Origin of the sequence: Photorhabdus caribbeanensis, from assembly GCF_018448885.1 — a bacterium.
Lineage (GTDB): Bacteria > Pseudomonadota > Gammaproteobacteria > Enterobacterales > Enterobacteriaceae > Photorhabdus > Photorhabdus caribbeanensis.
The window spans coordinates 56,460-77,308 of sequence record NZ_RCWB01000010.1; the positions used below are offsets into that span (position 1 = coordinate 56,460).

Sequence of the window (20,849 nt, forward strand, 5' to 3'; positions counted from 1 at the left end):
TACCGCAATAAAAATGACTATCCTCTTTTGCACCCTATAAATATTGATCACTTACGGTAACAAAGCACTATAAACTTATCACCAGCTACATAGGTCTTAATCATGAAAAAAATTCATGGAACATATATTTCACCACAAATAATAAACACGATGGAAGCAAGCAATGAACCGTGGGGAATTAAAGATAAAAATTCACGCTTTATTTATGGTAATCTGGCTCTAAAATCTATTCAAAACATTCCAATATCATTTGATTATGAAGGGTGTTTTGATAACGAACTTCCCTGGAGTGGAGCAGAGTTTGCAAAAGAATTTATTGATCATGATAACATTGTAATGATAAAAGGGGAAAGAATCTGTTCACTCGAAACATATACATATGGAAAAGAAAAAATCTTATCGTCTTACTTCCAAGAGAAATTACCACTGTATAACGATGCAAAGGAATGCATAGGCATATTTTTTCATGGATGGAAAGCCCAAGATTTTTCATTAATTAACCTATATCAATATTATAATGATCTACCCACATCGATTATATTTCAACCGCCAGTAGATACTTTTACTCAACGGGAATGGGATGTTATTTTCTTCTTTTTACAAAAATACACCCGTAAACAGATTGGAAAAATACTAAATATTGCTTATCGTACAGTTGAATCTCATATGACCAGTATATATCACAAGATAGGTGTTAACTCCAGTCAACAACTGGAAGAATATTGTCTCATCAATAATTTTAAACGCTATGTACCGGAGAGATTTTTACTATTTTAGTCATAAAGAACACGATTAAATAGTCTATTACTGTCGGTATGATGCGACCCCACTATCAATGGAGACATACCCGTTATCTTTCAAGTTGCCTCTTCGCTGGCTGCACTCGCTCTCCCCCGGTAACATAGTTCGTTATGCTGCCGGGGATTCGCTTCCTTGCCGTCGCAATCCATCTTGAAACCCATAGGATATATTTTTATTTCAAATTATACCGGCAGCAGTTTCATATATAAAAATATTAGTTACACAAACAACTTAACATTTAATTTATTTTTAATATCAAGAATCATTTCCAGTTACATTTTCTAATATTCAAAGCTCACCTCTCAAATAAAAATAAATTTCATTAACAGAAAGAATTAGCTATTTCTCTCTATCATAAAACACAGTTATTTTAAACATCATAAACAAATAACTTGAATAATCAAATGGTATTATACCAGTTAATAAATACAATCAAAACAATACCATTATTGAACTAATTTAACTGTGTAAGAAAGTAATAATCTCCTGGAAAAAGTGATTATTTATCAAAAATCTTCCTTTCCTGATTCTCTATCAATATCGTAATTTCTCTAAAAATTACGGCATTGTGATATTTTTAACTAACAAATTGTCCTCACCCATTGCAGAAAATTTGGTTAATTATATTAATAAAATCCATCCAAAATAAAATTTACAATGGTATATATAATTAAATGTTTATCGTAATAAAAGTATCCATGATAATTATTTTATGAAAAAGCCTGTCATTGCTGGTAATAAAGTATTAAACTGACAATATGATTCAAACATATCACAACTTAAACACAAATCAGGTAAAAAGGAATAATAATATGAGTAATCACATAACTATATCATCTCAAATTATTAACACACTGGCCCTAAGCAATGATCCTTGGGGAATCAAAGATAGAAACTCATGCTTTATCTACGGCAATATAGCATTAAAATCCCTTCAGAACTTTTCAAATTCATTTGAATTTGAAGGGTTTTATGAAAATGAACTTCCTTGGGATAGTGCTAAATTTGCGGAAGAATTTATTAATCATGACAGAAAAGTAATGGAAAAACAGCAGAGAATATGTTCAATCGAAACTCATGTATTTGGCAGAGATCAACTCCTATCATCTTACTTTTTCGAAAAATTACCTTTTTACCATCAAGACGGAGATTGTATCGGAGTCATATACCACGGTTGGAAAGCACAAAATCATTCATTAGCCTATTTACATCAATACCATGACAAACTTCCCCCTTCAATTATGCTCCAGCCTCCAACTGATCTTTTTACTCAACGTGAATGGGATATCATTTTCCTCTTTTTACAGAAAAATACCAGAAAGCAGATTGGACGGATACTGAATCTTGCTTATCGTACTGTTGAATCTTATATGACTCGGATATACCATAAGATAGGTATTAATTCCAGCCAACAACTGGAAGAGTATTGCCGAACCTATAATTTTAATCACTATATACCGGAAAAATTTTTATTGTCTTAGATTACGTATTTATTCCCAATTTTTACATACTGTTCTTATCCATTATTGATGGAGAAAATAACCAGCCCTGTTGAAATATTTTTATTTTAAAATATTATAGTTATATTCAATAATTTTTAAAGGTTATATATGAACCCATCAGGGCTTAAAAAACATTTCTCATTACATTCAGTTAACAAATACACAGGATAGATGTTCACAATGATAGTTTGTAAAAAAGAAGGAATATCACCGCTAAGTGTAATCACTTAGCAATATAAATATTTTTATATAAAATAACCTTCCCTATCATATTTATTTTTAAAATCTCTTTATAAAAAAATTACACATCTAATTAATAAGAATATATTTTTTGACGAAAAAATTATTATTCTCTATTATGTAATCAAACTATTTTAACTATAATAATATAATGAATTTTTTAGATAACCAAAATGAGAAAATAACTCAAATAATTAATATATTAGAGAAAATTAATGAGATGCGGAGAATAAAGGACAGAAATGCATGTTTTATTTACTCAACAGGAATGGGACATTACGTTCCTACTTATACAAAAATTCCATAATAGGAAAATTAGTAGAATATTTTCAAATAAATAATCACAATCTCTATTTACAGAAAATTTTCGCAACCGATAAATAAAATGTTTCTTTAATTCCCGGATACAAAATAATTTTCACCTGAAACAGATATATTCAAGCAAAAGTAAACATTGTCATTCGTGAAAGTGATAACTTTCTAAAAAGCACATTAACTACCAACGCACTTCTGGGGTAGGTAAGAATGTCACTAACATAACTCGCTCCAATAAGTCATAATCAAACTTCATACTAGTCGGAATACGAAAATCCAACAACTCATATCACTCAACCCAGCCAATGCCTTTTTAAGCCTTTTTCTCGGTGGAAGGAACTTTTTTGCTTTACCAAATTATTAATGAACCCACTGTCGGCACATCAATAGAATTAATAGTGAAGGTAGCTCATTAGCAAACCGATATAAAGAATTCTTCTCATCAAACAGAGTTAATGTAATTTATTTTAAGCGCACTACTTCCCGATAAAAAGATAGAAAGACACCTTCTTTAACCATACAAACACACCATGCTATCACCACCAAAACCACTTAGATTCGTTTTATAAGAGATTAGCTCTTCATAGAAAATTTCCTGATAATGCTTACCCAAGCAATTAACTAATGCTTCAATATTAATAAACATTTATTTATACCCAGGATCTGGTGTGTCTGGAACGAAAAACATTTCTTCCTTTGAGAGCAGGTTTTAATTCTTGCCTAGACTTATAATCTATAGAGCAAAGATGCTCACCATCACTTGCCAGGTAAACTTCCAATTCACCATGTTGAGAATCCCATTCATAAATTCAGCTACCTTTGCTATCGATTTATCTCATTTACTACCTCCACTTTGTTTTGGTGTTTTTCCTTAACTGACCGTAACCCGAAACCTCCAGTAATTTTCTCTATTTTTGGGCTGGATGATCATCGTATCCACCTTGAGGCAACCCATTTCTAGGTTCACTCAAATACACATACATCAGCGGCATGTTAGGGATAAGGAGGAGCAAATATAATCACGGAAATCCTTCTCTTCCGACATCGGTACAACCTTTGCTCCGCTGACGGAATTTGGCAAATACCAAGATTGGTGGAGGCAATACCTGTGTCACCGGTGGAAGAATGGGCCGAATCGTTGACGCTTTCTTCATCGTGATGAGAAATTTTATATCGCCATATAAGCAAGCGCTACCGCTTGATGGCGGGGCTGTTTCTGCTTCTCGTAGCTGCCATAACCGAATTGATAAACCGAACCCGACAAAAGCAGGTACTAACACCATCCAGTGTTCCTGCCAATCATTGTCCCATATCAAACATATCTGATGTGCCACCAGTAATAATATCAGTGCCGGGATTTTTACCACAGTTAACTGTATCTCCTTCACAAGCTGTTGTTCGCCCATTAAATGTCACGGTGTGATCACCCGTAATAATCTGTCCGCCACAAGTGGTTTTGTCACCGACGAGCAGATAATACCTATTGTCATCTATTCACGCCCCCATTAGCCAATCGTACAAAACGTTGTTTTGATCTAAATTCTCACTATATTATTACCACTTAAGAATTAATAGATGAACAATAACGCAATAAATTTGAATTAAAAAATACAATAACATTATGAAACTGATGAAAATCAGGTCAACATTTTGTCTCCGACATTACCTCACCGGCACTGACAAGAACCATAGGAAATGGGATAAGAATGTGATTGTGACAAACACCTAAGTAGAACTTTAAATACAACTTTATATCTTGAGCTATACCATTTTAAGTAAGTTTTTTATTTAATTATTCTTCAAAAATTTAATTTCATAGAATTTACCCAACCTTAATTTTATTTAAGAATCGCTATTGTTAGTAGCTGACAAATTTAGACGCAGTTTTTAGGCTGAAAACTCCATATAGTTGATTATTCTGACAATTCCACAATATATTTTACCGAATTACGATGACCAGTATATGACGTTTAAAAAGCATTCTTTAATTGATCGAATATTATTCCGATTAAATGCCATTTTTTCGACGTTATTCTGCCAGAAAGATAACACCTTCTTTTTCATTCTATTACCGATCATCGTTATAACAACCGCTCCCTCATGCTTCGGTTAATGACAGAAAGTTTTTGACCTATATCACTTAATTACTTATGACTTAAAAACCTTATTCATTAATTTTACTGTTTAGTAATCAAACTAAAATGTTTTTATACAAAATAGTATTTTGCGTTATATTAATTAATGTTAAAAATACCATTATATAACAATAAAAGGTTAAATTAATAAATATATGTATTTTGACGAGAAGGTTATTATATTCTATTATATTACCAAGGCATTTTAAGTATAATTAGTTAGCAAACGTGTCAGATAACAACTGAAATAATCGTTCAGGAGCCACCAATGCAACATATAAAAAACAGACCTAATAATATCACTCCACAATTAATTCATATGTGGGAAAACAGTGATGAACCTTGGGGAGCTAAAGATCTCCAATCAAAATTCATTTATGCCAATTCCGCCTTTTATCAACTACTCAACTTGCCGGAAGATTTCGATATTACCGGGCTTTCAACAGGTGAATTACCCTCACCTATTGCAGAATATGAAAAAGAATGCCACCGTCAGGATCAAAAAGTTATTCAAACAATGCAACGTGTTACTTCACTAGAAACGCATCCATTTGAAGAACATAAGATTAAACAAATCTATCTTTGCAATAAATACCCACTTTGTGATGAAGATGGCAATTGTATTGGGATCATTTTTCATATGTGCAAAACCCAAAACTTTTCTACTGCTTACTACCATGAAAAAACACCTCCGGCAACGTTGGAATTTATCGCCCCTAATGACAAATTGACGCAAACTGAATGGGAAGTTCTCTTTCTAACTCTGCGCTCATTAGATGAAGATGAAATCGGTGAAGAGTTAATGATAAGTACCGAAGATGTGGTTAATCATATTCAATCAATTTACCAAAAATTTAATTTGCCATTACATGCAGAATTAAAAGATTTCTGTAAAGAAAATAAACTTGATGTTTATATTCCAGCAAGATTCGTCACTATTGGTAGTTTAGAGTTAAATTGATTATAAGATTAACAATCTAATTTTAAGGTTAGAGAAAAGAGGGGTAATAATATGGACAATAAATTAATTATTTCATCTCAAGTTATTAATACATTGAAGCAAAGTAATGATCCCTGGGGAATCAAGGATAAAAACTCATGCTTTATTTATGGTAACTTAGCATTAAAATCTCTTAAGAATTTCTCAAGTTCATTTGAATTTGAAGGACTATATGAGCATGAATTACCTTGGGATGGAGCCGAATTTGCCAAAGAGTACATTGCTCATGATCAAAAGGTGATGGAGAAAGAAGAAAGAGTGTGTTTGCTTTTAACACATACTTTTGGAAAAGAACAAATTCTTTCGTCTTATTTTTTTGAAAAATACCCTCTTTATCATGAAGACGGAAACTGTATAGGAATTATATATCATGGTTGGCAAGCTCAGGATTTCTCATTCACCCGGCTATTTCATGGAAAATTGCCAGCCAATATTATGTTCCAGCCACCGACCGATCTCTTTACGCAACGGGAATGGGATGTTATTTTCCTGATGTTACAAAAGTATACCAGTAAGCAAATCGGTAGAATGTTAAATCTTTCCTATCGTACGATTGAAACTCATATTTCACGCATATATAAACGCATTGGTGTTCACTCTAGTCGTCAATTGGAAGATTATTGTCGCACCAATGATTATGATCTCTATGTGCCAGAAAGGTTTGTGCATCCAGAAAGCAGAATGTTTCTTTGATTCTTAAATTACAAAGGATTTTTACTGATATGAAAAAGAACTATGCAATATCACCTCAGATTATTAATACAATAGAAATGAACCGAGGGGAATACAGGATAGTTCTTCATATTTTATCTACGATAATTCAGCTACAAAGAAATTCATTCGTAACTTTAAACAATCATTTGATTATGAAGAATTTTATGATCATGAACTACCTTCAGGTCTGGGATAGTCGTGAGTTAAATTGATTATAAGATAAAACATCGAAAATCGAATTTTAAGGCTAGAAAAATAGGAGTGATAACATGGAAAATGAATTAATTATTTCGCCTCAAATCATTAATACAATGGAACAAAGTAACGATCCCTGGGGAATAAAAGATGAGAACTCATGCCTTATTTATGTTAATTTGGCATTAAAATCTCTTCATAATGTTTCAAGTTCTTTTAACTATGAAGGGCTTTTCGATGATGAAATTCCTTGGAATGGTGCTGAATTTGCTAAAGAACACGTGATTCAAGATAGAATAGTGATGGAAGAAAAAGAAAGAATATGTTCACTCGAAACACATCTATTTGGGAAAGAGCAAATACTGTCATCCTATTTTTGTGAAAAATACCCTCTTTACCATGAAGACGGAAGTTGTATAGGAACGATATTTCATGGTTGGCAAGCCCAAGATTTCTCATTCACTCGCCTATTTCATGGAAAACTTCCGGCGTCTATATTATTTCAACCACCAACCGATCTCTTTACACAACGGGAATGGAATGTTATTTTCCTGCTGTTACAAAAGTATACCAGTAAGCAAATCAGTAGAATGTTAAATATTTCCTACCGTACGGTTGAAACCCATATTTCACGTATATATAAACGGATTGGTATTCACTCTAGTCGTCAATTGGAAGATTATTGTCGCACGAATGATTATGATCTCTATGTACCAGAAAGGTTTGTGCATCCAGAAAGCAGAATGTTTCTTTAATTCTTAAATTACAAAGGATTTTTACTGATATGAAAAAGAACTATGCAGTATCACCTCAGATTATGAATACAATAGAAATAAGCAATGAACCGTGGGGAATACAGGATAGTTCTTCAAGCTTTATCTACAGTAATCAGCAACAAAAAAATTTATTCACAACTTTAAATAATCATTTAATTATAAATGACTTTATGGATATTAACTGCCTTGAGATGGCATTGAATTTGCCAAAGAGTCTGTTATCTACACTAAAATTATCATAATCACAGGAATGATACGATGAGCAGAACAACAATGATTTCACCTCAAATCATTAATACAATGGAACAAAGTAACGATCCCTGGGGAGTAAAAGATGAGAATTCATGCTTTATTTATGCCAATCAGGCATGTAAACGCATGCTCAATATTTCATGTTCTTTTGACTTTGAAGGGCTTTATGATCATGAATTACCTTGGGTTGGGGCCGAATTTGCCAAAGAATACATTGCTCATGATCAAAAGGTTATGGAAAAAGAAAAAAGAGTATGTTCCCTTGAAACTAATACATATGGGAAAAACCAAATTCTATCATCTTACTTTTTTGAAAAGCTACCTATTTACCATGATGATAACTGTATGGGAATTATATATCATGGTTGGCAAGCTCAGGATTTCTCACTTACCCGGCTATTTCGTGGAAAATTACCAGCAAATATTATGTTCCAACCACCAATCGATCTCTTTACTCAACGGGAATGGGACGTTATTTTCCTCCTGTTACAAAAGTATACTAGCAAGCAAATCGGTAGAATATTAAATATCTCCTATCGGACTGTTGAAACCCATATCTCACGAATATATAAAAGAGTGGGAGTTCACTCTTGTTATCAATTAGAAGAATATTGCCGCACAAATGATTATGATCTCTATGTACCAGAAAGGTTTGTGCATCCAAAAATCAGAATATTTTCTTAATTATTAGATTAGAAGGAGTGATCACTAATATGAAAAAGAACTATGCAATATTACCTCAGATTATTAACACAATGGGAGTGAACAACGAACTGTGGGGAATACCGGATAGTTCTTCGAACTTTATCTACGATAATTCAGCTACAAAGAGATTCACTCGTGATTTTAAACAACCCTTTTATTATAAAGGATTTTATAATCACGCATTATCCTATATCATGGGATAGTCGTGAGTTAAAGTGATTATAATATCAGACATCAATAATCGAATTTTAAGGTAAAGAAGAGGAATAATACTATGAATAGCAAAATGATTTCATCACAAGTTATTAACACCATGCAGCAAAGTAATGAACCTTGGGCAATCAAAGACAAAAACTCATGTTGGATTTTTGGTAATTTAGCATTTAGAAAAATCCAAAATCTCCCAGATTTATTTGATTATGAAGGGAAATATGATAATGAACTTCCCTGGAACGGGGCTGAATTTGCAAAGGAATTCGTTATTCACGATAAAAATGTTATGAAACAAGAGAAAAGAATATGCTCACTTGAAACACATACCTATGGGAAAGATAAATTTCTATCATCTTATTTTTCGGAAAAATATCCAATCTATAATGATGAAAATGAATGTATCGGTATCTTTCTCCATGCATGGCAAGCCCAAGACTTCTCATTCACTCGGCTATTTCATGGAAAACTTCCAGCATCTATATTATTTCAACCACCAACTGATCTCTTTACTCAACGGGAATGGGATGTTATTTTCCTCATGTTACAAAAGTATACCAGTAAGCAAATCGGTAGAATGTTAAATCTTTCCTACCGTACGATTGAAACCCATATCTCACGCATATATAAACGCATTGGTATTCACTCTAGTCGTCAATTGGAAGATTATTGTCGCACGAATGATTATGATCTCTATGTGCCAGAAAGGTTTGTACATCCAGAAAGCAGAATGTTTCTTTAACGCTTAGATTATAAAGGAGCTTTTACTAATATGAAAAAGAACTATGCAATATCACCGCAGATTATTAATACAATGGATCAAAGTAATGCTCCTTGGGCAATAAAGGATAAAAATTCATGCCACATTTATGTCAATCAAGCATGTAAACGTCTTCTCAATATTTCATGTTCTTTTGACTTTGAAGGGCTTTATGATCATGAATTACCCTGGGATGGGGCCGAATTTGCCAAAGAATACATAGATCATGATCGAAAGGTAATGGAAAAAGAAGAAAGAGTATGTTTGTTTCTAACACATACTTTTGGAAAAGAACAAATTCTTTCATCTTATTTTTTTGAAAAATACCCTTTTTATCATGAAGATGGAAGCTGTATGGGAACGATATATCATGGTTGTCAAGCTCAGAATTTCTCATTCACCCGGTTATTTCGCGGAAAACTGCCAACACCTATTATGTTCCAGCCACCGACCGATCTCTTTACCCAACGGGAATGGGATGTTATTTTCTTCCTGTTACAAAGATATACCAGTAAGCAAATCGGTAGAATATTAAACATTTCCTATCGTACTGTTGAAACCCATATCTCACAAATATATAAACGCACTGGTGTTCACTCTAGTCGTCAATTGGAAGAATATTGTCGCACGAATGGCTATAATCTCTATGTGCCAGAAAGGTTTGTACATTGAGAAAGCAGAATGTTCCTTTAACCCTTAGATTAAAAGGAGTTCTACTAATATGAAAAAGAATTATGTCATCTCACCTCAGGTTATTAACACAATGGAGAAGAGTAATGAACCCTGGGGAATAAAAGATAAAAATTCATGCTTTATTTATGCTAATCAAGCTAATTATCACGTTCAAAATATTTCACGTTCCTTTGATTATGAGGGCCTTTATGACTATGATCTTCCCTGGGATGGTGCCGAATTTGCTGAAAAATACATAGCCAATGATAAAATAGTAATGGAAAGAGAAGAGCGAATATGTTCGCTTGTAACACATAAATTTTTTAAAGAACAAATTCTGTCGTCTTACTTCTTTGAAAAATACCCTCTCTATCATGAAGATGGAAGCTGTATTGGAACGATATTTCATGGTTGGCAAGTTCAGGATTTCTCATTCACTCGGCTATTTCGTGGAAAATTGCCAGCAAATATTATGTTCCAGCCACCGACCGATCTCTTTACCCAACGGGAATGGGATATTATTTTCCTCATGTTGCAAAAGTATAACAGTAAGCAAATCGGTAGAATATTAAATCTTTCTTACCGTACTGTTGAAAATCATATCTCGCGTATATATAAACGCATTGGTGTTCACTCTAGCCATCAATTGGAAGAATATTGTCGTACGAATGATTATGATCTCTATGTGCCAAAAAGATTTGTGCATCCAGAAACCAGAATGTTTCCTTAACTATTAGATTAATAGGAGTTCTACTAATATGAAAAAGAATTGTGTCATCTCACCTCAGGTTATTAACACAATGAAGCAAAGTAATGAGCCCTGGGGAATCAAGGATAAAAACTCATGCTTTATTTATGTCAATCAAGCATGTAAGCATGCACAAAATATTTCAAGCTCTCTTGACTATGAAGGACTTTATGATTATGACCTTCCTTGGGATGGGGCCGAATTTGCTAAAGAACATGTGATTCAAGATAAAATAGTGATAGAAAAAGAAGAAAGAATATGTTCACTTGAAACACATCTATTTGGAAAAGAACAAATTTTATCATCCTATTTTTGTGAAAAATATCCACTTTACCATGAAGATGGAAGCTGTATAGGAACGATATTTCATGGTTGGCAAGCGCAGGATTTCTCATTTACCCGGCTATTTCGTGGAAAACTGCCAGCATCTATTATATTCCAGCCACCGACCGATCTCTTTACCCAACGGGAATGGGATGTTATTTTCCTTTTTTTACAAAAATATAACATCAAGCAAATCGGTAAAATGTTAAATATTTCCTATCGTACGGTTGAAAATCATATCTCACGCATATACCAAAGAATTGGAGTTCATTCCAGTTATCAATTGGAAGAATACTGTCGCACAAATGATTATGATCTCTATGTGCCAAAAAGATTTGTGCATCGAGAAAGCAGAATGTTTCCTTAACCATTAAATTAAAAAGAGTTCTACTACTATGAAAAAGAACTATGTCATCTCACCTCAGATTATTAATACAATGGAGCAAAGTAATGAACCCTGGGGGATAAAAGACAAGAATTCATGCTTTATTTATGCCAATCAAGCATGTAAACATGTTCAAAATATTTCAATCTCTTTTGACTATGAGGGGCTTTATGATTATGACCTTCCCTGGGATGGAGCCGAATTTGCTAAAGAATTCATGATTCACGACAGAATGGTGATGGAGAAAGAAGAAAGGATGCGTTCGCTTATAACACATGTACATGGAAAAGAACAAATTCTTTCATCTTATTTTTTTGAAAAATATCCTTTTTATCATGAAGACGGAAGCTGTATAGGAACGATATATCATGGTTGGCAAGCGCAGGATTTCTCATTCACCCGGCTATTTCGTGGAAAATTGCCAGCCAATATTATGTTCCAGCCACCGACCGATCTCTTTACCCAACGGGAATGGGATATTATTTTCCTTTTTTTACAAAAATATAACAGCAAGCAAATCGGTAGAATATTAAACATTTCTTATCGTACGGTTGAAAATCATATCTCACGCATATACCAAAGAATTGGAGTTCATTCCAGTTATCAATTGGAAGAGTATTGTCGCACCAATGATTATGATCTCTATGTACCAGAAAGATTTGTACATCCAGAAAGCAGAATGTTTCTTTAACCATTAGATTAATAGGAGTTCTACTAATATGAAAAAGAACTTTGTCATTTCACCTCAGGTTATTAACACGATGGAGCAAAGTAATGAGCCGAGGGGAATACAGGATAGTTCTTCAAATTTTATCTATGATAATTCAGCTACAAAAGATTTATTCGTAACTTTAAACAATTATTTAATTATGAAGAGTTTTATGATCATGCATTACCCTAGATTATGGGATGATCATGAATTAAATTGATTATAAGATCAAACATCAAAAACCTAATTTTAAGGCTAGATAAAAGAGGAGTGATAACATGGACAATAAACTAATTATTACACCCCAAGTCATTAACACAATGAAGCAAAGTAATGAACCTTGGGGAATAAGAGATAAAAACTCATGTTTTGTTTATGGAAATTCAGCAACAAAAAAACTTATTCATAATTTTAAAGAATCATTTGATTATGAAGGATTTTATGATCATGAATTGCCTTGGGATGGAGCCGAATTCTCCAAAGAGTACATCGCTCATGATCAAAAAGTAATAGAAAAAGAAGAAAGAGTATGTTCACTTATAACATGTACATTTGGAAAAGAACAAATTCTGTCATCTTATTTTTTTGAAAAATACCCTTTTTATCATGAAGATGGAAGCTGTATAGGAACAATATATCATGGTTGGCAAGCTCAAGATTTTTCATTTACCAGGCTATTTCATGGAAAACTGCCAGCAAATATTATGTTCCAACCACCTACCGATCTCTTTACCCAACGGGAATGGGATGTTATTTTCCTCATGTTACAAAAGTATACCAGTAAGCAAATCGGTAGAATGTTAAATATTTCCTATCGTACGGTTGAAACCCATATCTCACGTATATATAAACGGATTGCTGTTCACTCTAGTTCTCAGTTAGAAGAATATTGTCGCACCAACGATTATGATCTCTATGTGCCAAAAAGATTTGTGCAACCTGGAAGCAGAATGTTTCCTTAACCATTAGATTAATAGGAGTTCTACTAATATGAAAAAGAACTATGTCATTTCACCTCAGGTTATTAACACGATGGAGCAAAGTAATGAGCCGTGGGGAATAAAGGATGAAAATACACGCTATATTTATGTCAATCAGGCATGTAAGCGTCTTCAAAATATTTCAAGTTCTTTTGATTATGAGGGGCTTTATGAATATGAATTGCCCTGGGATGGAGCTGAATTTGCCAAAGAATACATGGCTCATGATAAAAAAGTTGTAGAGCAAGAAAAAAGAATATGTTCACTTGAGACACATGTACATGGAAAAGAACAAATTCTATCATCCTACTTTTTTGCAAAATATCCTCTTTATCATGAAAACGGGAGCTGTATGGGCATTATATATCATGGCTGGCAAGCACAAGATTTCTCATTTACCCGGTTATTTCGTGGAAAACTGCCAGCATCTATTATGTTCCAACCACCGACTGATCTCTTTACGCAACGGGAATGGGATGTTATTTTCCTTTTTTTACAAAAAAATAACAGCAAGCAAATTGGTAGAATATTAAACATTTCTTATCGTACGGTTGAAAATCATATCTCACGCATATACCAAAGAATTGGAGTTCATTCCAGTTATCAATTGGAAGAATACTGTCGTACCAATGATTATGATCTCTATGTACCAGAAAGATTTGTACATCCAGAAAGCAGAATGTTTCTTTAACTCTTAGATTACAAAGGAATTTTACTGATATGAAAAAGAACTATGCAATATCACCTCAGGTTATTAATACGATGGAGATAAGTAATGAACCGTGGGGAATAAAAGATAAAAACTCATGCTTCATTTATGTCAATCAGGCATGTAAACGTCTTCAAAATATTTCAAGTTCTTTTGACTATGAAGGGGTTCATGAACATGAATTACCCTGGGACGGAGCCGAATTTGCCAAAGAATACATTGCTCATGATCACAAAGTAATGGAACAAGAAAAAAGAATATGTTCACTTGAAACACATTTATTCGGAAAAGAACAAATTCTATCATCTTATTTTCTTGCAAAATATCCTTTTTATCACAAAGATGGTAGCTGTATGGGGGTTATATATCATGGCTGGCAAGCACAAGATTTCTCATTTACCCGACTATTTCGTGGAAAACTGCCGGCATCTATTATGTTCCAGCCACCGACAGATCTCTTTATGCAACGGGAATGGGATGTTATTTTCCTTTTTTTACAAAAATATAATAGCAAGCAAATCGGTAGAATATTAAGCATTTCTTATCGTACGGTTGAAAATCATATCTCACGCATATACCAAAGAATTGGAGTTCATTCCAGTTGTCAATTGGAAGAATACTGTCGTACCAATGATTATGATCTCTATGTACCAGAAAGATTTGTGCATCGAGAAAGCAGAATGTTTCTTTAACTCTTAGATTACAAAGGAATTTTACTGATATGAAAAAGAACTATGCAATATCACCTCAGGTTATTAATACGATGGAGCTGAGTAACGAGCCTTGGGGAATAAAAGATAAAAACTCATGCTTTATTTATGCTAATCGAGCATGTAATCGTGTTCAAAATATTTCACGTTCCTTTGACTATGAGGGCCTTTATGACTACGATCTTCCGTGGGATGGTGCCGAATTTTCTGAAGCGTATATGGCCAATGATAAAATAGTGATGGAAAGAGAAGAACGAACGTGTTCGCTTGTAACTCATAAATTTTTTAAAGAACAAATTCTGTCGTCTTACTTCTTTGAAAAATACCCTTTTTATCATGAAGACGGAAGCTGTATAGGAACGATATATCATGGTTGGCAAGTTCAGGATTTCTCATTCACCCGATTATTTCGTGGAAAATTGCCAGCTAATATTATGTTCCAACCACCGGTCGATCTCTTTACCCAACGGGAATGGGATGTTATTTTCCCCCTGTTGCAAAAGTATACCAGTAAGCAAATCGGTAGAATGTTAAATATTTCCTATCGTACGGTTGAAAGCCATATCTCACGTATATACAAACGGATTGGTGTCCACTCTAGTTACCAATTGGAAGAGTATTGCCGCACCAATGATTATGATCTCTATGTACCGGAAAGATTTGTACATCCAGAAAGTAGAACGTTTCCTTAATTCTTTAGATTAAAAGGTGTCGCCACTAATATGAATAAGAACTATGCAGTATCACCTCAGATTATTAACATAGCAGAAATAAGCAGTGAACCGTGGGGAATACAGAATAGTTCTTCATATTTTATCTATGATAATTCAGCCACAAAGGAATTTATTCGTAAATTTAAACAACCATTTGGTTATGGAAAAATTTATAATCATGCGTTACCCTAGATTATGGGATGGTCATGAGTTGAATTGATTATAAGAACAAAGAGCAAACATCAAGAACCGAACTTTAAGGATAGAGAAAAGAGAAATAATAACATGGATAATAAACTAATTACTTCACCTCAAGTTATTAATACTATGCAGCAAAGTAATGAACCTTGGGCAATCAAAGACAAAAACTCATGTTGGATTTTTTGTAATTCGGCACTTAGACAAATGCAAAATATCCCAGACTTATTTGATTATGAAGGGAAATATGATAGTGAACTCCCCTGGAATGGTGCTGAATTTGCAAAAAAATTCGTTATTCACGATAAAAGTGTTATGAAACAAGGGGAAAGAATATGCTCACTTGAAACACATACATATGGAAAAGATAAATTTCCATCATCTTATTTTTCGGAAAAATATCCAATCTATAATGATAAAAAAGAATGTATCGGTATCTTTATTCATGGCTGGAAAGCCCAAGATTTCTCATTCACCCGGCTATTTGATGGAAAGCTGCCGGCATCTATTATGTTCCAGCCACCGACCGATCTCTTTACTCAACGGGAATGGGATGTTATTTTCTTCATGCTACAAAAGTATACCAGTAAACAAACCGGTAGAATGTTAAGTATTTCCCACCGTACTGTTGAAACCCATATTGCACGAATATATGAAAGAATCGGTGTTCACTCTAGTCACCAATTGGAGGAGTATTGTCGCACCAATGATTATGACCTCTATATGCCAAAATGTTTTGTTCATCCAAAAAGCAGAATGTTTCTTTAACCCCCAGATTATAAAGGAGATTTTATTAATATGAAGAAGAACAATGCAATATCACCTCAAGTTATTAATACAATGGCAATAAGCAATGAACCGTGGGGAATAAAGGATAGCTCTTCAAACTTTATCTACGGTAATTCAGCCACAAAGAAATTTATCCACAATTTTAAAGAGTCATTTGATTATGAAGGGCTTGATGATCATGAGCTGCCTTGGGATGGCGCTGAGTTCGCCAAGGAGTTTATTATCCACGATAAAAATGTCATGGCTAAAGGTGAAAGAGTCTGTTCACTTGAAACCCATGTGTTTGGACAAGAGCAAACTCTATCATCCTATTTCTGTGAAAAATTGCCTCTTTATCATAACAATGGTAATTGTATGGGAATTATGTACCATATGTGGCAAGCCAAGGAGTATTCATTAACCTACCTATATCAATATTATGATAAACTACCACCATCTATACTACTCCAACCACCCTCTGATCTTTTTACTCAATGGGAGTGGGATATTATCTTTCTCTTCTTACACAAGCAATCTAGAAAACAGATTGGGGAAATGTTGAATATCGCCTATCATGAGGTTGAAGAACATATGGCAAGGATATATCGTAAAATCGGGATTCACTCTAGTCAACAGTTGGAAGAATATTGTCGAGCCAATGACTTTCATCATTACATCCCAGAAAGGTTTTTATTGTCTTAGATTACGTATTATTTCCCAGTTGCTACACACTACCTTTGTTAATTATTTATTGATAAAATATATGGCCCTATGGAAACAGGCTTTTTTCAACGGAACATTTCCATTCAATTGTTTAAAAAAGCAATAATTATCTTAAAGGATATTTATGAATAAATCAGGATTAGAAAAAGTCCCTTTTATTACTCGTCAATTTACACATGTATGGGACAGAAGCCCTGAACCGTGGTTCGTAAAAGATAAGGAATCCCGTTTTATTTATGCGAATACCAAATTCATTAAAGTCATGAAGTTACCGGAAAACTTTAATATTATAGGGCACGCTGTTGAAGAATTACCAACACCCGTTAATGGTTTTGCTCACCATTTTAGAGAACACGATCGTAGGGTCTTAAAATGTATGCAACGAGTATGTTCTGTCGGCACTTATCCTCAAGGTAATGGTCGGCCGCCTAAATCCTATTTTTGCGAGAAATACCCATTGATGGGGGAAGATAATCAATGTATCGGTATTATTTGCCATGCCAGAGAAATAGAACACTTTACAGTATCCCACTATATTAAAAATAATACTCCAATATCTGCCGCCCCCAGACCACCTAATGATTTGCTAAACGATAAAGAGTGGATGGTTATTTTTCTATTTTGCTGCGGCATGAGCAATAATGATACAGCCCTTGAAATGAATGTTTCATGTCATACTGTGGAAAAACATTTTGAAAGTATTTATGAAAAATTATCTGTTAACTCAGTAACAGAATTACGATCACTTTGCAAAGAAAATGGCTATGACCTCTATATGCCACCACGGTATTTTCTATCCATAGGTCATTTTATATTATAAGTGATTTATTTTACTATTAACTATTACTCACATCATTTATTAATTTTTTTAATAATCAGGAATGCAATTAATGATATCGCCAAATTTTACATTAATTCAGGATCGATAAGCCTTGATATCGATTTCTCCATACTCAGAAAATATTGAACATATTTTGGATGACAGACGATATATACCGCCGATTACGGCGGATGCTACTGCATCCAGAATAATCTTCTGCCTATTTTTTAGCCTTTTATTACCGCAAGGGCGACGGCCTGTGCACAGCTTTGACTCAGGAGCCTTATCACTGTCTCCACACCACTTCGATTGGGATTTATCCTTATCATCCGTTTTTCTAACGTGGGATCAGACTGACGGAATGTACCAGACAACCGGTAAAACAGTGGCGGAATATCAAATTTTGATTCAGCGCCTACCGGATAAGGCAGTGCGCCAAGCTGATGAGCAACATGAAGTACTTGTTCAGCAATCTCATCATAAAACTCTACCAGCAATACTTTCGATTGTGCATTGGCGATAAACGCCTGTTTTACCTGCGGAATAATTCCCTGATTAAGCCGTACCACTAATGTTTCACTCACCTGAGCCTGCACAGCATGCATCACTGGAGCAAATACCAATCCACGCAATACTTCTAATGCCTGAAATCCCTGTATCTGACTGCCACCGGAATACATACTACGCCGGATGTGCTCTATTGCCGCTTGTTGGCCTACTACAACACCGACACCTTGCGGGCCAAACAATTTAAAGCTGGAGAAGGCCGATAATGCAGCCCCCCATTCACAACCGATATGTTCCACTTTCATGGCTGCATAGTTATCGTCAACCAGAACCGGTAGCGAGGCGGCATTCAGCAGTGATATAACCTCTGCCAAGTCATAAGCATCATCAATTTTCTGTCGCGTGTGTTGTACCAATCCCGCCACCGGTGAATGTTGCAAAATCGCAGCTCGTATTTGTTCGGGTTGGTTGAAATCAGCCCGTACCAAATGCAACCCCATCTGCTCGGCAGTAACCGCTGTCGAGGGATATAACGGCGCATCATGAACCAACAGACTATCGCCCGCGTTAAGTAATGCCGCCAGCCCACAACGTATTGCGCCAGTTCCCGCCCCTTGCACTAACACAGCAGCTTCGGCGGAAAAGAAATCTGCGATAACCTGTTCAACACGTTGTGTCACTTGTGGCCGATTCAATCCCGGCACCAACCCTAAATCTCCGGTGGTGAGAAAATCCGCACCGGGAAAATGGCGGCAGATAATATCAACTAAACGAAACTGTTTGTGCTGCGCCTGCTCCATGCTCAGACTGGGTAATGGATAGGTGTTCAATATCTGCTCTCCCGCACTATTTATTCTCCCGCACTTCCCCCTCTATTTTTATCATCACAAAATAAAGGGGGAAATCTACTCAATTAACTGATGCCCACCAGATAGATGACGTTGGCTAATACACCAACCACAATCGTTGCAATAGGCCCAATCGCCATTTCAACCAAAGGACGTTTAGCCGTGCGGTTGAGCAGATAAATGCCCGCCACCACCATGAATCCCATGCCCGGCAGAATAGCATTGGAAGCCATCATTCCTCCCACCAATAGGGCAACTTCCAACATGCGGGTAATAACGGTTCGTATATGTTCACCACAAGCTTTAACCCCGGGATATTTATCCAACCAGATAGCAATTCTCGCCAGTAGTTTGATTTCCATGAACATAATCACACTGCCGACAATGAAGGCAATCCACAGATTATTGGTAACTAATCCCGCGACAAACACAAATTTCATGCCGACCGGGCTATAAACCCCAGTAGCAATGGCGGTCATACCGACTAACGGCACAAAGCTGATCGCTCTGGCAAGCGCCACCAGCATAGCGTTAGCCCCTTCCCCCTGCGCCATCAGTTGCAGTGATACAGGCCCCTCCGCCAGCAAACTAAGCGACATCGAAGCCGCTACAGCAGTCAATCCCCCACTGAATACCAGCAACCAGATGTTATTTTGAATACGCTGGATCCGCGTGGAAAATAATCCAACTAGCATCTCATTCGCCCCCTTGGACGAAGCAGATCCTTCGCCAGCTTTGGGTGCACGCTGTTTCATAGCAAAATAGAACATCACTATCATCGAAATCAGCAGGGCTATCCCGTTAGGGTCCAACTGCACCGGTTTGCTCAGAGCGCCGCCAAAACTCAATGCTCCTACCGCTTTCGTCGCGATATACCCTACCAATGTCGCAATCAGCACCCATATTCCTTTGCCATAGCCATATTGATAGGCCACAACAATCGCAGGAAACAGTGCAAAGCAGGCCACGATAGGATCGCCAACTTTACTCAGGTTGCCCATGAAATTAACCGGCAAATGGGCAAAGATGTCGACAACAGATCGTAAACCGGTCATCAGGGCAACGGCATACAGCGCCCCCAAGATAGCGGAAAGTATGAAACCTTTTTTACTATTTGCACACCAGGTTCCAATGACATCAGTTCCCAGTAATAGGCTATGCACCAAAATAATCGGAGCGGTCAGCGAGAACGGAATACCAAAGCCGATAACCAAACCAAAGCTTAGGGCAAAACTGGTGGCCGCCAAGGTCTTACGATTCATACGCCCTTCCAGATGTTCCGGCATTAAAGGACGTAGACCATCATGAAATACCGCAATACCACGGTTAGCCATCATGGCAGATATCCCACCAATCACCGCCAACAAACCGGCTTTAAATGGATCAATTTCCATTAAACGGCTGAAAAATTCATATTCCATTTTCCTGCC

General features: G+C 35.5%; 26 protein-coding genes and 1 pseudogene. 20 read left to right on the forward strand and 7 right to left on the reverse strand.

From position 1 onward, the window contains the following. The first annotated feature begins 102 nt into the window (after positions 1-102). Together EAE90_RS08985 and EAE90_RS08990 are read left to right on the forward strand one after the other, a co-directional pair. Entirely contained in the window at positions 103-777 is a 675-nt protein-coding gene (locus tag EAE90_RS08985; protein ID WP_214053207.1) for a PAS and helix-turn-helix domain-containing protein, read from the forward strand. An 836-nt stretch (positions 778-1,613) separates the two neighbouring features. After that, positions 1,614-2,282: a helix-turn-helix transcriptional regulator gene (locus tag EAE90_RS08990; RefSeq protein ID WP_214053208.1), complete on the forward strand. Its 669-nt coding sequence runs from the start codon at positions 1,614-1,616 to the stop codon at positions 2,280-2,282. Between the two features lie 757 nt (positions 2,283-3,039). Here the strand turns inward: EAE90_RS08990 and EAE90_RS24650 are convergent. From EAE90_RS24650 to EAE90_RS09000, 5 genes and pseudogenes are all read right to left on the reverse strand, one after another. Then, positions 3,040-3,141, reverse strand: a complete 102-nt coding sequence (locus EAE90_RS24650; RefSeq protein ID WP_422615984.1) for a hypothetical protein — start codon at positions 3,139-3,141, stop codon at positions 3,040-3,042. Positions 3,142-3,218: 77 nt separating this feature from the next. Next, positions 3,219-3,320 carry a DUF6392 family protein gene (locus EAE90_RS24655; protein ID WP_422615987.1) on the reverse strand — a complete coding sequence of 34 codons (102 nt, stop codon included), beginning with the start codon at positions 3,318-3,320 and terminating at the stop codon, positions 3,219-3,221. Positions 3,321-3,369: 49 nt separating this feature from the next. Continuing rightward, positions 3,370-3,504 carry a DUF6392 family protein gene (locus EAE90_RS24460; RefSeq protein ID WP_339921112.1) on the reverse strand — a complete coding sequence of 45 codons (135 nt, stop codon included), beginning with the start codon at positions 3,502-3,504 and terminating at the stop codon, positions 3,370-3,372. Between the two features lie 4 nt (positions 3,505-3,508). After that, positions 3,509-3,637 (reverse strand): hypothetical protein, encoded by a 129-nt coding sequence (locus tag EAE90_RS08995; RefSeq protein WP_246550543.1) that lies wholly within the window; start codon positions 3,635-3,637, stop codon positions 3,509-3,511. A 252-nt stretch (positions 3,638-3,889) separates the two neighbouring features. Further along, a pseudogene (locus EAE90_RS09000) lies at positions 3,890-4,352 on the reverse strand (PAAR domain-containing protein); the annotation flags it as partial. Between the two features lie 909 nt (positions 4,353-5,261). Here EAE90_RS09000 and EAE90_RS09005 point away from each other — a divergent pair. The 18 genes from EAE90_RS09005 to EAE90_RS09090 all read left to right on the forward strand — a co-directional run bounded on the left by EAE90_RS09005 (position 5,262) and on the right by EAE90_RS09090 (position 18,064). Further along, positions 5,262-5,954, forward strand: coding sequence for a PAS domain-containing protein (locus tag EAE90_RS09005; RefSeq protein WP_214053209.1), 693 nt, complete (start codon positions 5,262-5,264; stop codon positions 5,952-5,954). Positions 5,955-6,005: 51 nt separating this feature from the next. Next, on the forward strand, positions 6,006-6,686 hold the full coding sequence (locus EAE90_RS09010; RefSeq protein ID WP_214053210.1) for a helix-turn-helix transcriptional regulator: 681 nt from the start codon (positions 6,006-6,008) through the stop codon (positions 6,684-6,686). Positions 6,687-6,976: 290 nt separating this feature from the next. Beyond that, positions 6,977-7,657 carry a helix-turn-helix transcriptional regulator gene (locus EAE90_RS09015; RefSeq protein WP_214053211.1) on the forward strand — a complete coding sequence of 227 codons (681 nt, stop codon included), beginning with the start codon at positions 6,977-6,979 and terminating at the stop codon, positions 7,655-7,657. 29 nt (positions 7,658-7,686) lie between these two features. After that, on the forward strand, positions 7,687-7,920 hold the full coding sequence (locus EAE90_RS09020) for a hypothetical protein (protein WP_214053212.1): 234 nt from the start codon (positions 7,687-7,689) through the stop codon (positions 7,918-7,920). Positions 7,921-7,936: 16 nt separating this feature from the next. Continuing rightward, the gene (locus EAE90_RS09025; protein WP_214053213.1) at positions 7,937-8,614 is read left to right on the forward strand and encodes a PAS and helix-turn-helix domain-containing protein; all 678 of its coding nucleotides are present in this window, start codon (positions 7,937-7,939) and stop codon (positions 8,612-8,614) included. A 295-nt stretch (positions 8,615-8,909) separates the two neighbouring features. Next, positions 8,910-9,587, forward strand: a complete 678-nt coding sequence (locus EAE90_RS09030; protein WP_214053214.1) for a helix-turn-helix transcriptional regulator — start codon at positions 8,910-8,912, stop codon at positions 9,585-9,587. A 30-nt stretch (positions 9,588-9,617) separates the two neighbouring features. Further along, on the forward strand, positions 9,618-10,277 hold the full coding sequence (locus EAE90_RS09035) for a helix-turn-helix transcriptional regulator (protein ID WP_214053215.1): 660 nt from the start codon (positions 9,618-9,620) through the stop codon (positions 10,275-10,277). Between the two features lie 49 nt (positions 10,278-10,326). Then, entirely contained in the window at positions 10,327-11,007 is a 681-nt protein-coding gene (locus EAE90_RS09040; protein WP_214053216.1) for a helix-turn-helix transcriptional regulator, read from the forward strand. A 28-nt stretch (positions 11,008-11,035) separates the two neighbouring features. Beyond that, the gene (locus tag EAE90_RS09045) at positions 11,036-11,716 is read left to right on the forward strand and encodes a helix-turn-helix transcriptional regulator (RefSeq protein ID WP_214053217.1); all 681 of its coding nucleotides are present in this window, start codon (positions 11,036-11,038) and stop codon (positions 11,714-11,716) included. 28 nt (positions 11,717-11,744) lie between these two features. After that, entirely contained in the window at positions 11,745-12,425 is a 681-nt protein-coding gene (locus tag EAE90_RS09050; RefSeq protein ID WP_214053218.1) for a helix-turn-helix transcriptional regulator, read from the forward strand. 28 nt (positions 12,426-12,453) lie between these two features. Then, positions 12,454-12,663, forward strand: coding sequence for a hypothetical protein (locus EAE90_RS09055; protein ID WP_339921121.1), 210 nt, complete (start codon positions 12,454-12,456; stop codon positions 12,661-12,663). Between the two features lie 58 nt (positions 12,664-12,721). Next, positions 12,722-13,405 carry a helix-turn-helix transcriptional regulator gene (locus EAE90_RS09060; RefSeq protein ID WP_214053219.1) on the forward strand — a complete coding sequence of 228 codons (684 nt, stop codon included), beginning with the start codon at positions 12,722-12,724 and terminating at the stop codon, positions 13,403-13,405. Between the two features lie 28 nt (positions 13,406-13,433). Continuing rightward, positions 13,434-14,114 carry a helix-turn-helix transcriptional regulator gene (locus tag EAE90_RS09065; RefSeq protein ID WP_214053220.1) on the forward strand — a complete coding sequence of 227 codons (681 nt, stop codon included), beginning with the start codon at positions 13,434-13,436 and terminating at the stop codon, positions 14,112-14,114. Positions 14,115-14,143: 29 nt separating this feature from the next. Further along, positions 14,144-14,824 (forward strand): helix-turn-helix transcriptional regulator, encoded by a 681-nt coding sequence (locus tag EAE90_RS09070; protein ID WP_214053221.1) that lies wholly within the window; start codon positions 14,144-14,146, stop codon positions 14,822-14,824. A gap of 29 nt (positions 14,825-14,853) precedes the next feature. Then, complete coding sequence (locus EAE90_RS09075; RefSeq protein ID WP_214053222.1) at positions 14,854-15,534, forward strand: helix-turn-helix transcriptional regulator; 681 nt, start codon at positions 14,854-14,856, stop codon at positions 15,532-15,534. A gap of 306 nt (positions 15,535-15,840) precedes the next feature. After that, on the forward strand, positions 15,841-16,521 hold the full coding sequence (locus EAE90_RS09080; RefSeq protein ID WP_214053223.1) for a PAS and helix-turn-helix domain-containing protein: 681 nt from the start codon (positions 15,841-15,843) through the stop codon (positions 16,519-16,521). A gap of 30 nt (positions 16,522-16,551) precedes the next feature. Continuing rightward, positions 16,552-17,223, forward strand: coding sequence for a helix-turn-helix transcriptional regulator (locus EAE90_RS09085; RefSeq protein ID WP_214053224.1), 672 nt, complete (start codon positions 16,552-16,554; stop codon positions 17,221-17,223). 145 nt (positions 17,224-17,368) lie between these two features. After that, entirely contained in the window at positions 17,369-18,064 is a 696-nt protein-coding gene (locus tag EAE90_RS09090; RefSeq protein WP_214053225.1) for a helix-turn-helix transcriptional regulator, read from the forward strand. A gap of 227 nt (positions 18,065-18,291) precedes the next feature. Here the strand turns inward: EAE90_RS09090 and EAE90_RS09095 are convergent, their stop codons facing one another. After that, the gene (locus EAE90_RS09095; RefSeq protein WP_214053226.1) at positions 18,292-19,401 is read right to left on the reverse strand and encodes an aminotransferase class V-fold PLP-dependent enzyme; all 1,110 of its coding nucleotides are present in this window, start codon (positions 19,399-19,401) and stop codon (positions 18,292-18,294) included. A gap of 83 nt (positions 19,402-19,484) precedes the next feature. Further along, a complete protein-coding gene (locus EAE90_RS09100) occupies positions 19,485-20,840 on the reverse strand; it encodes a YhfT family protein (protein WP_214053227.1) in 1,356 nt (451 codons plus the stop codon). Positions 20,841-20,849 lie beyond the last annotated feature (9 nt).

Excerpts from the sequence above, each read along its gene's own strand:
- EAE90_RS08985 (WP_214053207.1), top strand. The coding sequence starts at position 103 with ATGAAAAAAATTCATGGAACATATATTTCACCACAAATAATAAACACG.
- EAE90_RS09090 (WP_214053225.1), top strand. The coding sequence starts at position 17,369 with ATGAATAAATCAGGATTAGAAAAAGTCCCTTTTATTACTCGTCAATTT.
- EAE90_RS09050 (WP_214053218.1), top strand. The coding sequence starts at position 11,745 with ATGAAAAAGAACTATGTCATCTCACCTCAGATTATTAATACAATGGAG.
- EAE90_RS09040 (WP_214053216.1), top strand. The coding sequence starts at position 10,327 with ATGAAAAAGAATTATGTCATCTCACCTCAGGTTATTAACACAATGGAG.
- EAE90_RS24460 (WP_339921112.1), bottom strand. The coding sequence starts at position 3,504 with ATGTTTATTAATATTGAAGCATTAGTTAATTGCTTGGGTAAGCATTAT.
- EAE90_RS09025 (WP_214053213.1), top strand. The coding sequence starts at position 7,937 with ATGAGCAGAACAACAATGATTTCACCTCAAATCATTAATACAATGGAA.
- EAE90_RS09080 (WP_214053223.1), top strand. The coding sequence starts at position 15,841 with ATGGATAATAAACTAATTACTTCACCTCAAGTTATTAATACTATGCAG.
- EAE90_RS09060 (WP_214053219.1), top strand. The coding sequence starts at position 12,722 with ATGGACAATAAACTAATTATTACACCCCAAGTCATTAACACAATGAAG.
- EAE90_RS09045 (WP_214053217.1), top strand. The coding sequence starts at position 11,036 with ATGAAAAAGAATTGTGTCATCTCACCTCAGGTTATTAACACAATGAAG.
- EAE90_RS09015 (WP_214053211.1), top strand. The coding sequence starts at position 6,977 with ATGGAAAATGAATTAATTATTTCGCCTCAAATCATTAATACAATGGAA.
- EAE90_RS08990 (WP_214053208.1), top strand. The coding sequence starts at position 1,614 with ATGAGTAATCACATAACTATATCATCTCAAATTATTAACACACTGGCC.
- EAE90_RS09010 (WP_214053210.1), top strand. The coding sequence starts at position 6,006 with ATGGACAATAAATTAATTATTTCATCTCAAGTTATTAATACATTGAAG.
- EAE90_RS09020 (WP_214053212.1), top strand. The coding sequence starts at position 7,687 with ATGAAAAAGAACTATGCAGTATCACCTCAGATTATGAATACAATAGAA.
- EAE90_RS09055 (WP_339921121.1), top strand. The coding sequence starts at position 12,454 with ATGAAAAAGAACTTTGTCATTTCACCTCAGGTTATTAACACGATGGAG.
- EAE90_RS09100 (WP_214053227.1), bottom strand. The coding sequence starts at position 20,840 with ATGGAATATGAATTTTTCAGCCGTTTAATGGAAATTGATCCATTTAAA.
- EAE90_RS09005 (WP_214053209.1), top strand. The coding sequence starts at position 5,262 with ATGCAACATATAAAAAACAGACCTAATAATATCACTCCACAATTAATT.
- EAE90_RS09030 (WP_214053214.1), top strand. The coding sequence starts at position 8,910 with ATGAATAGCAAAATGATTTCATCACAAGTTATTAACACCATGCAGCAA.
- EAE90_RS09065 (WP_214053220.1), top strand. The coding sequence starts at position 13,434 with ATGAAAAAGAACTATGTCATTTCACCTCAGGTTATTAACACGATGGAG.
- EAE90_RS09035 (WP_214053215.1), top strand. The coding sequence starts at position 9,618 with ATGAAAAAGAACTATGCAATATCACCGCAGATTATTAATACAATGGAT.
- EAE90_RS09075 (WP_214053222.1), top strand. The coding sequence starts at position 14,854 with ATGAAAAAGAACTATGCAATATCACCTCAGGTTATTAATACGATGGAG.
- EAE90_RS09085 (WP_214053224.1), top strand. The coding sequence starts at position 16,552 with ATGAAGAAGAACAATGCAATATCACCTCAAGTTATTAATACAATGGCA.
- EAE90_RS09070 (WP_214053221.1), top strand. The coding sequence starts at position 14,144 with ATGAAAAAGAACTATGCAATATCACCTCAGGTTATTAATACGATGGAG.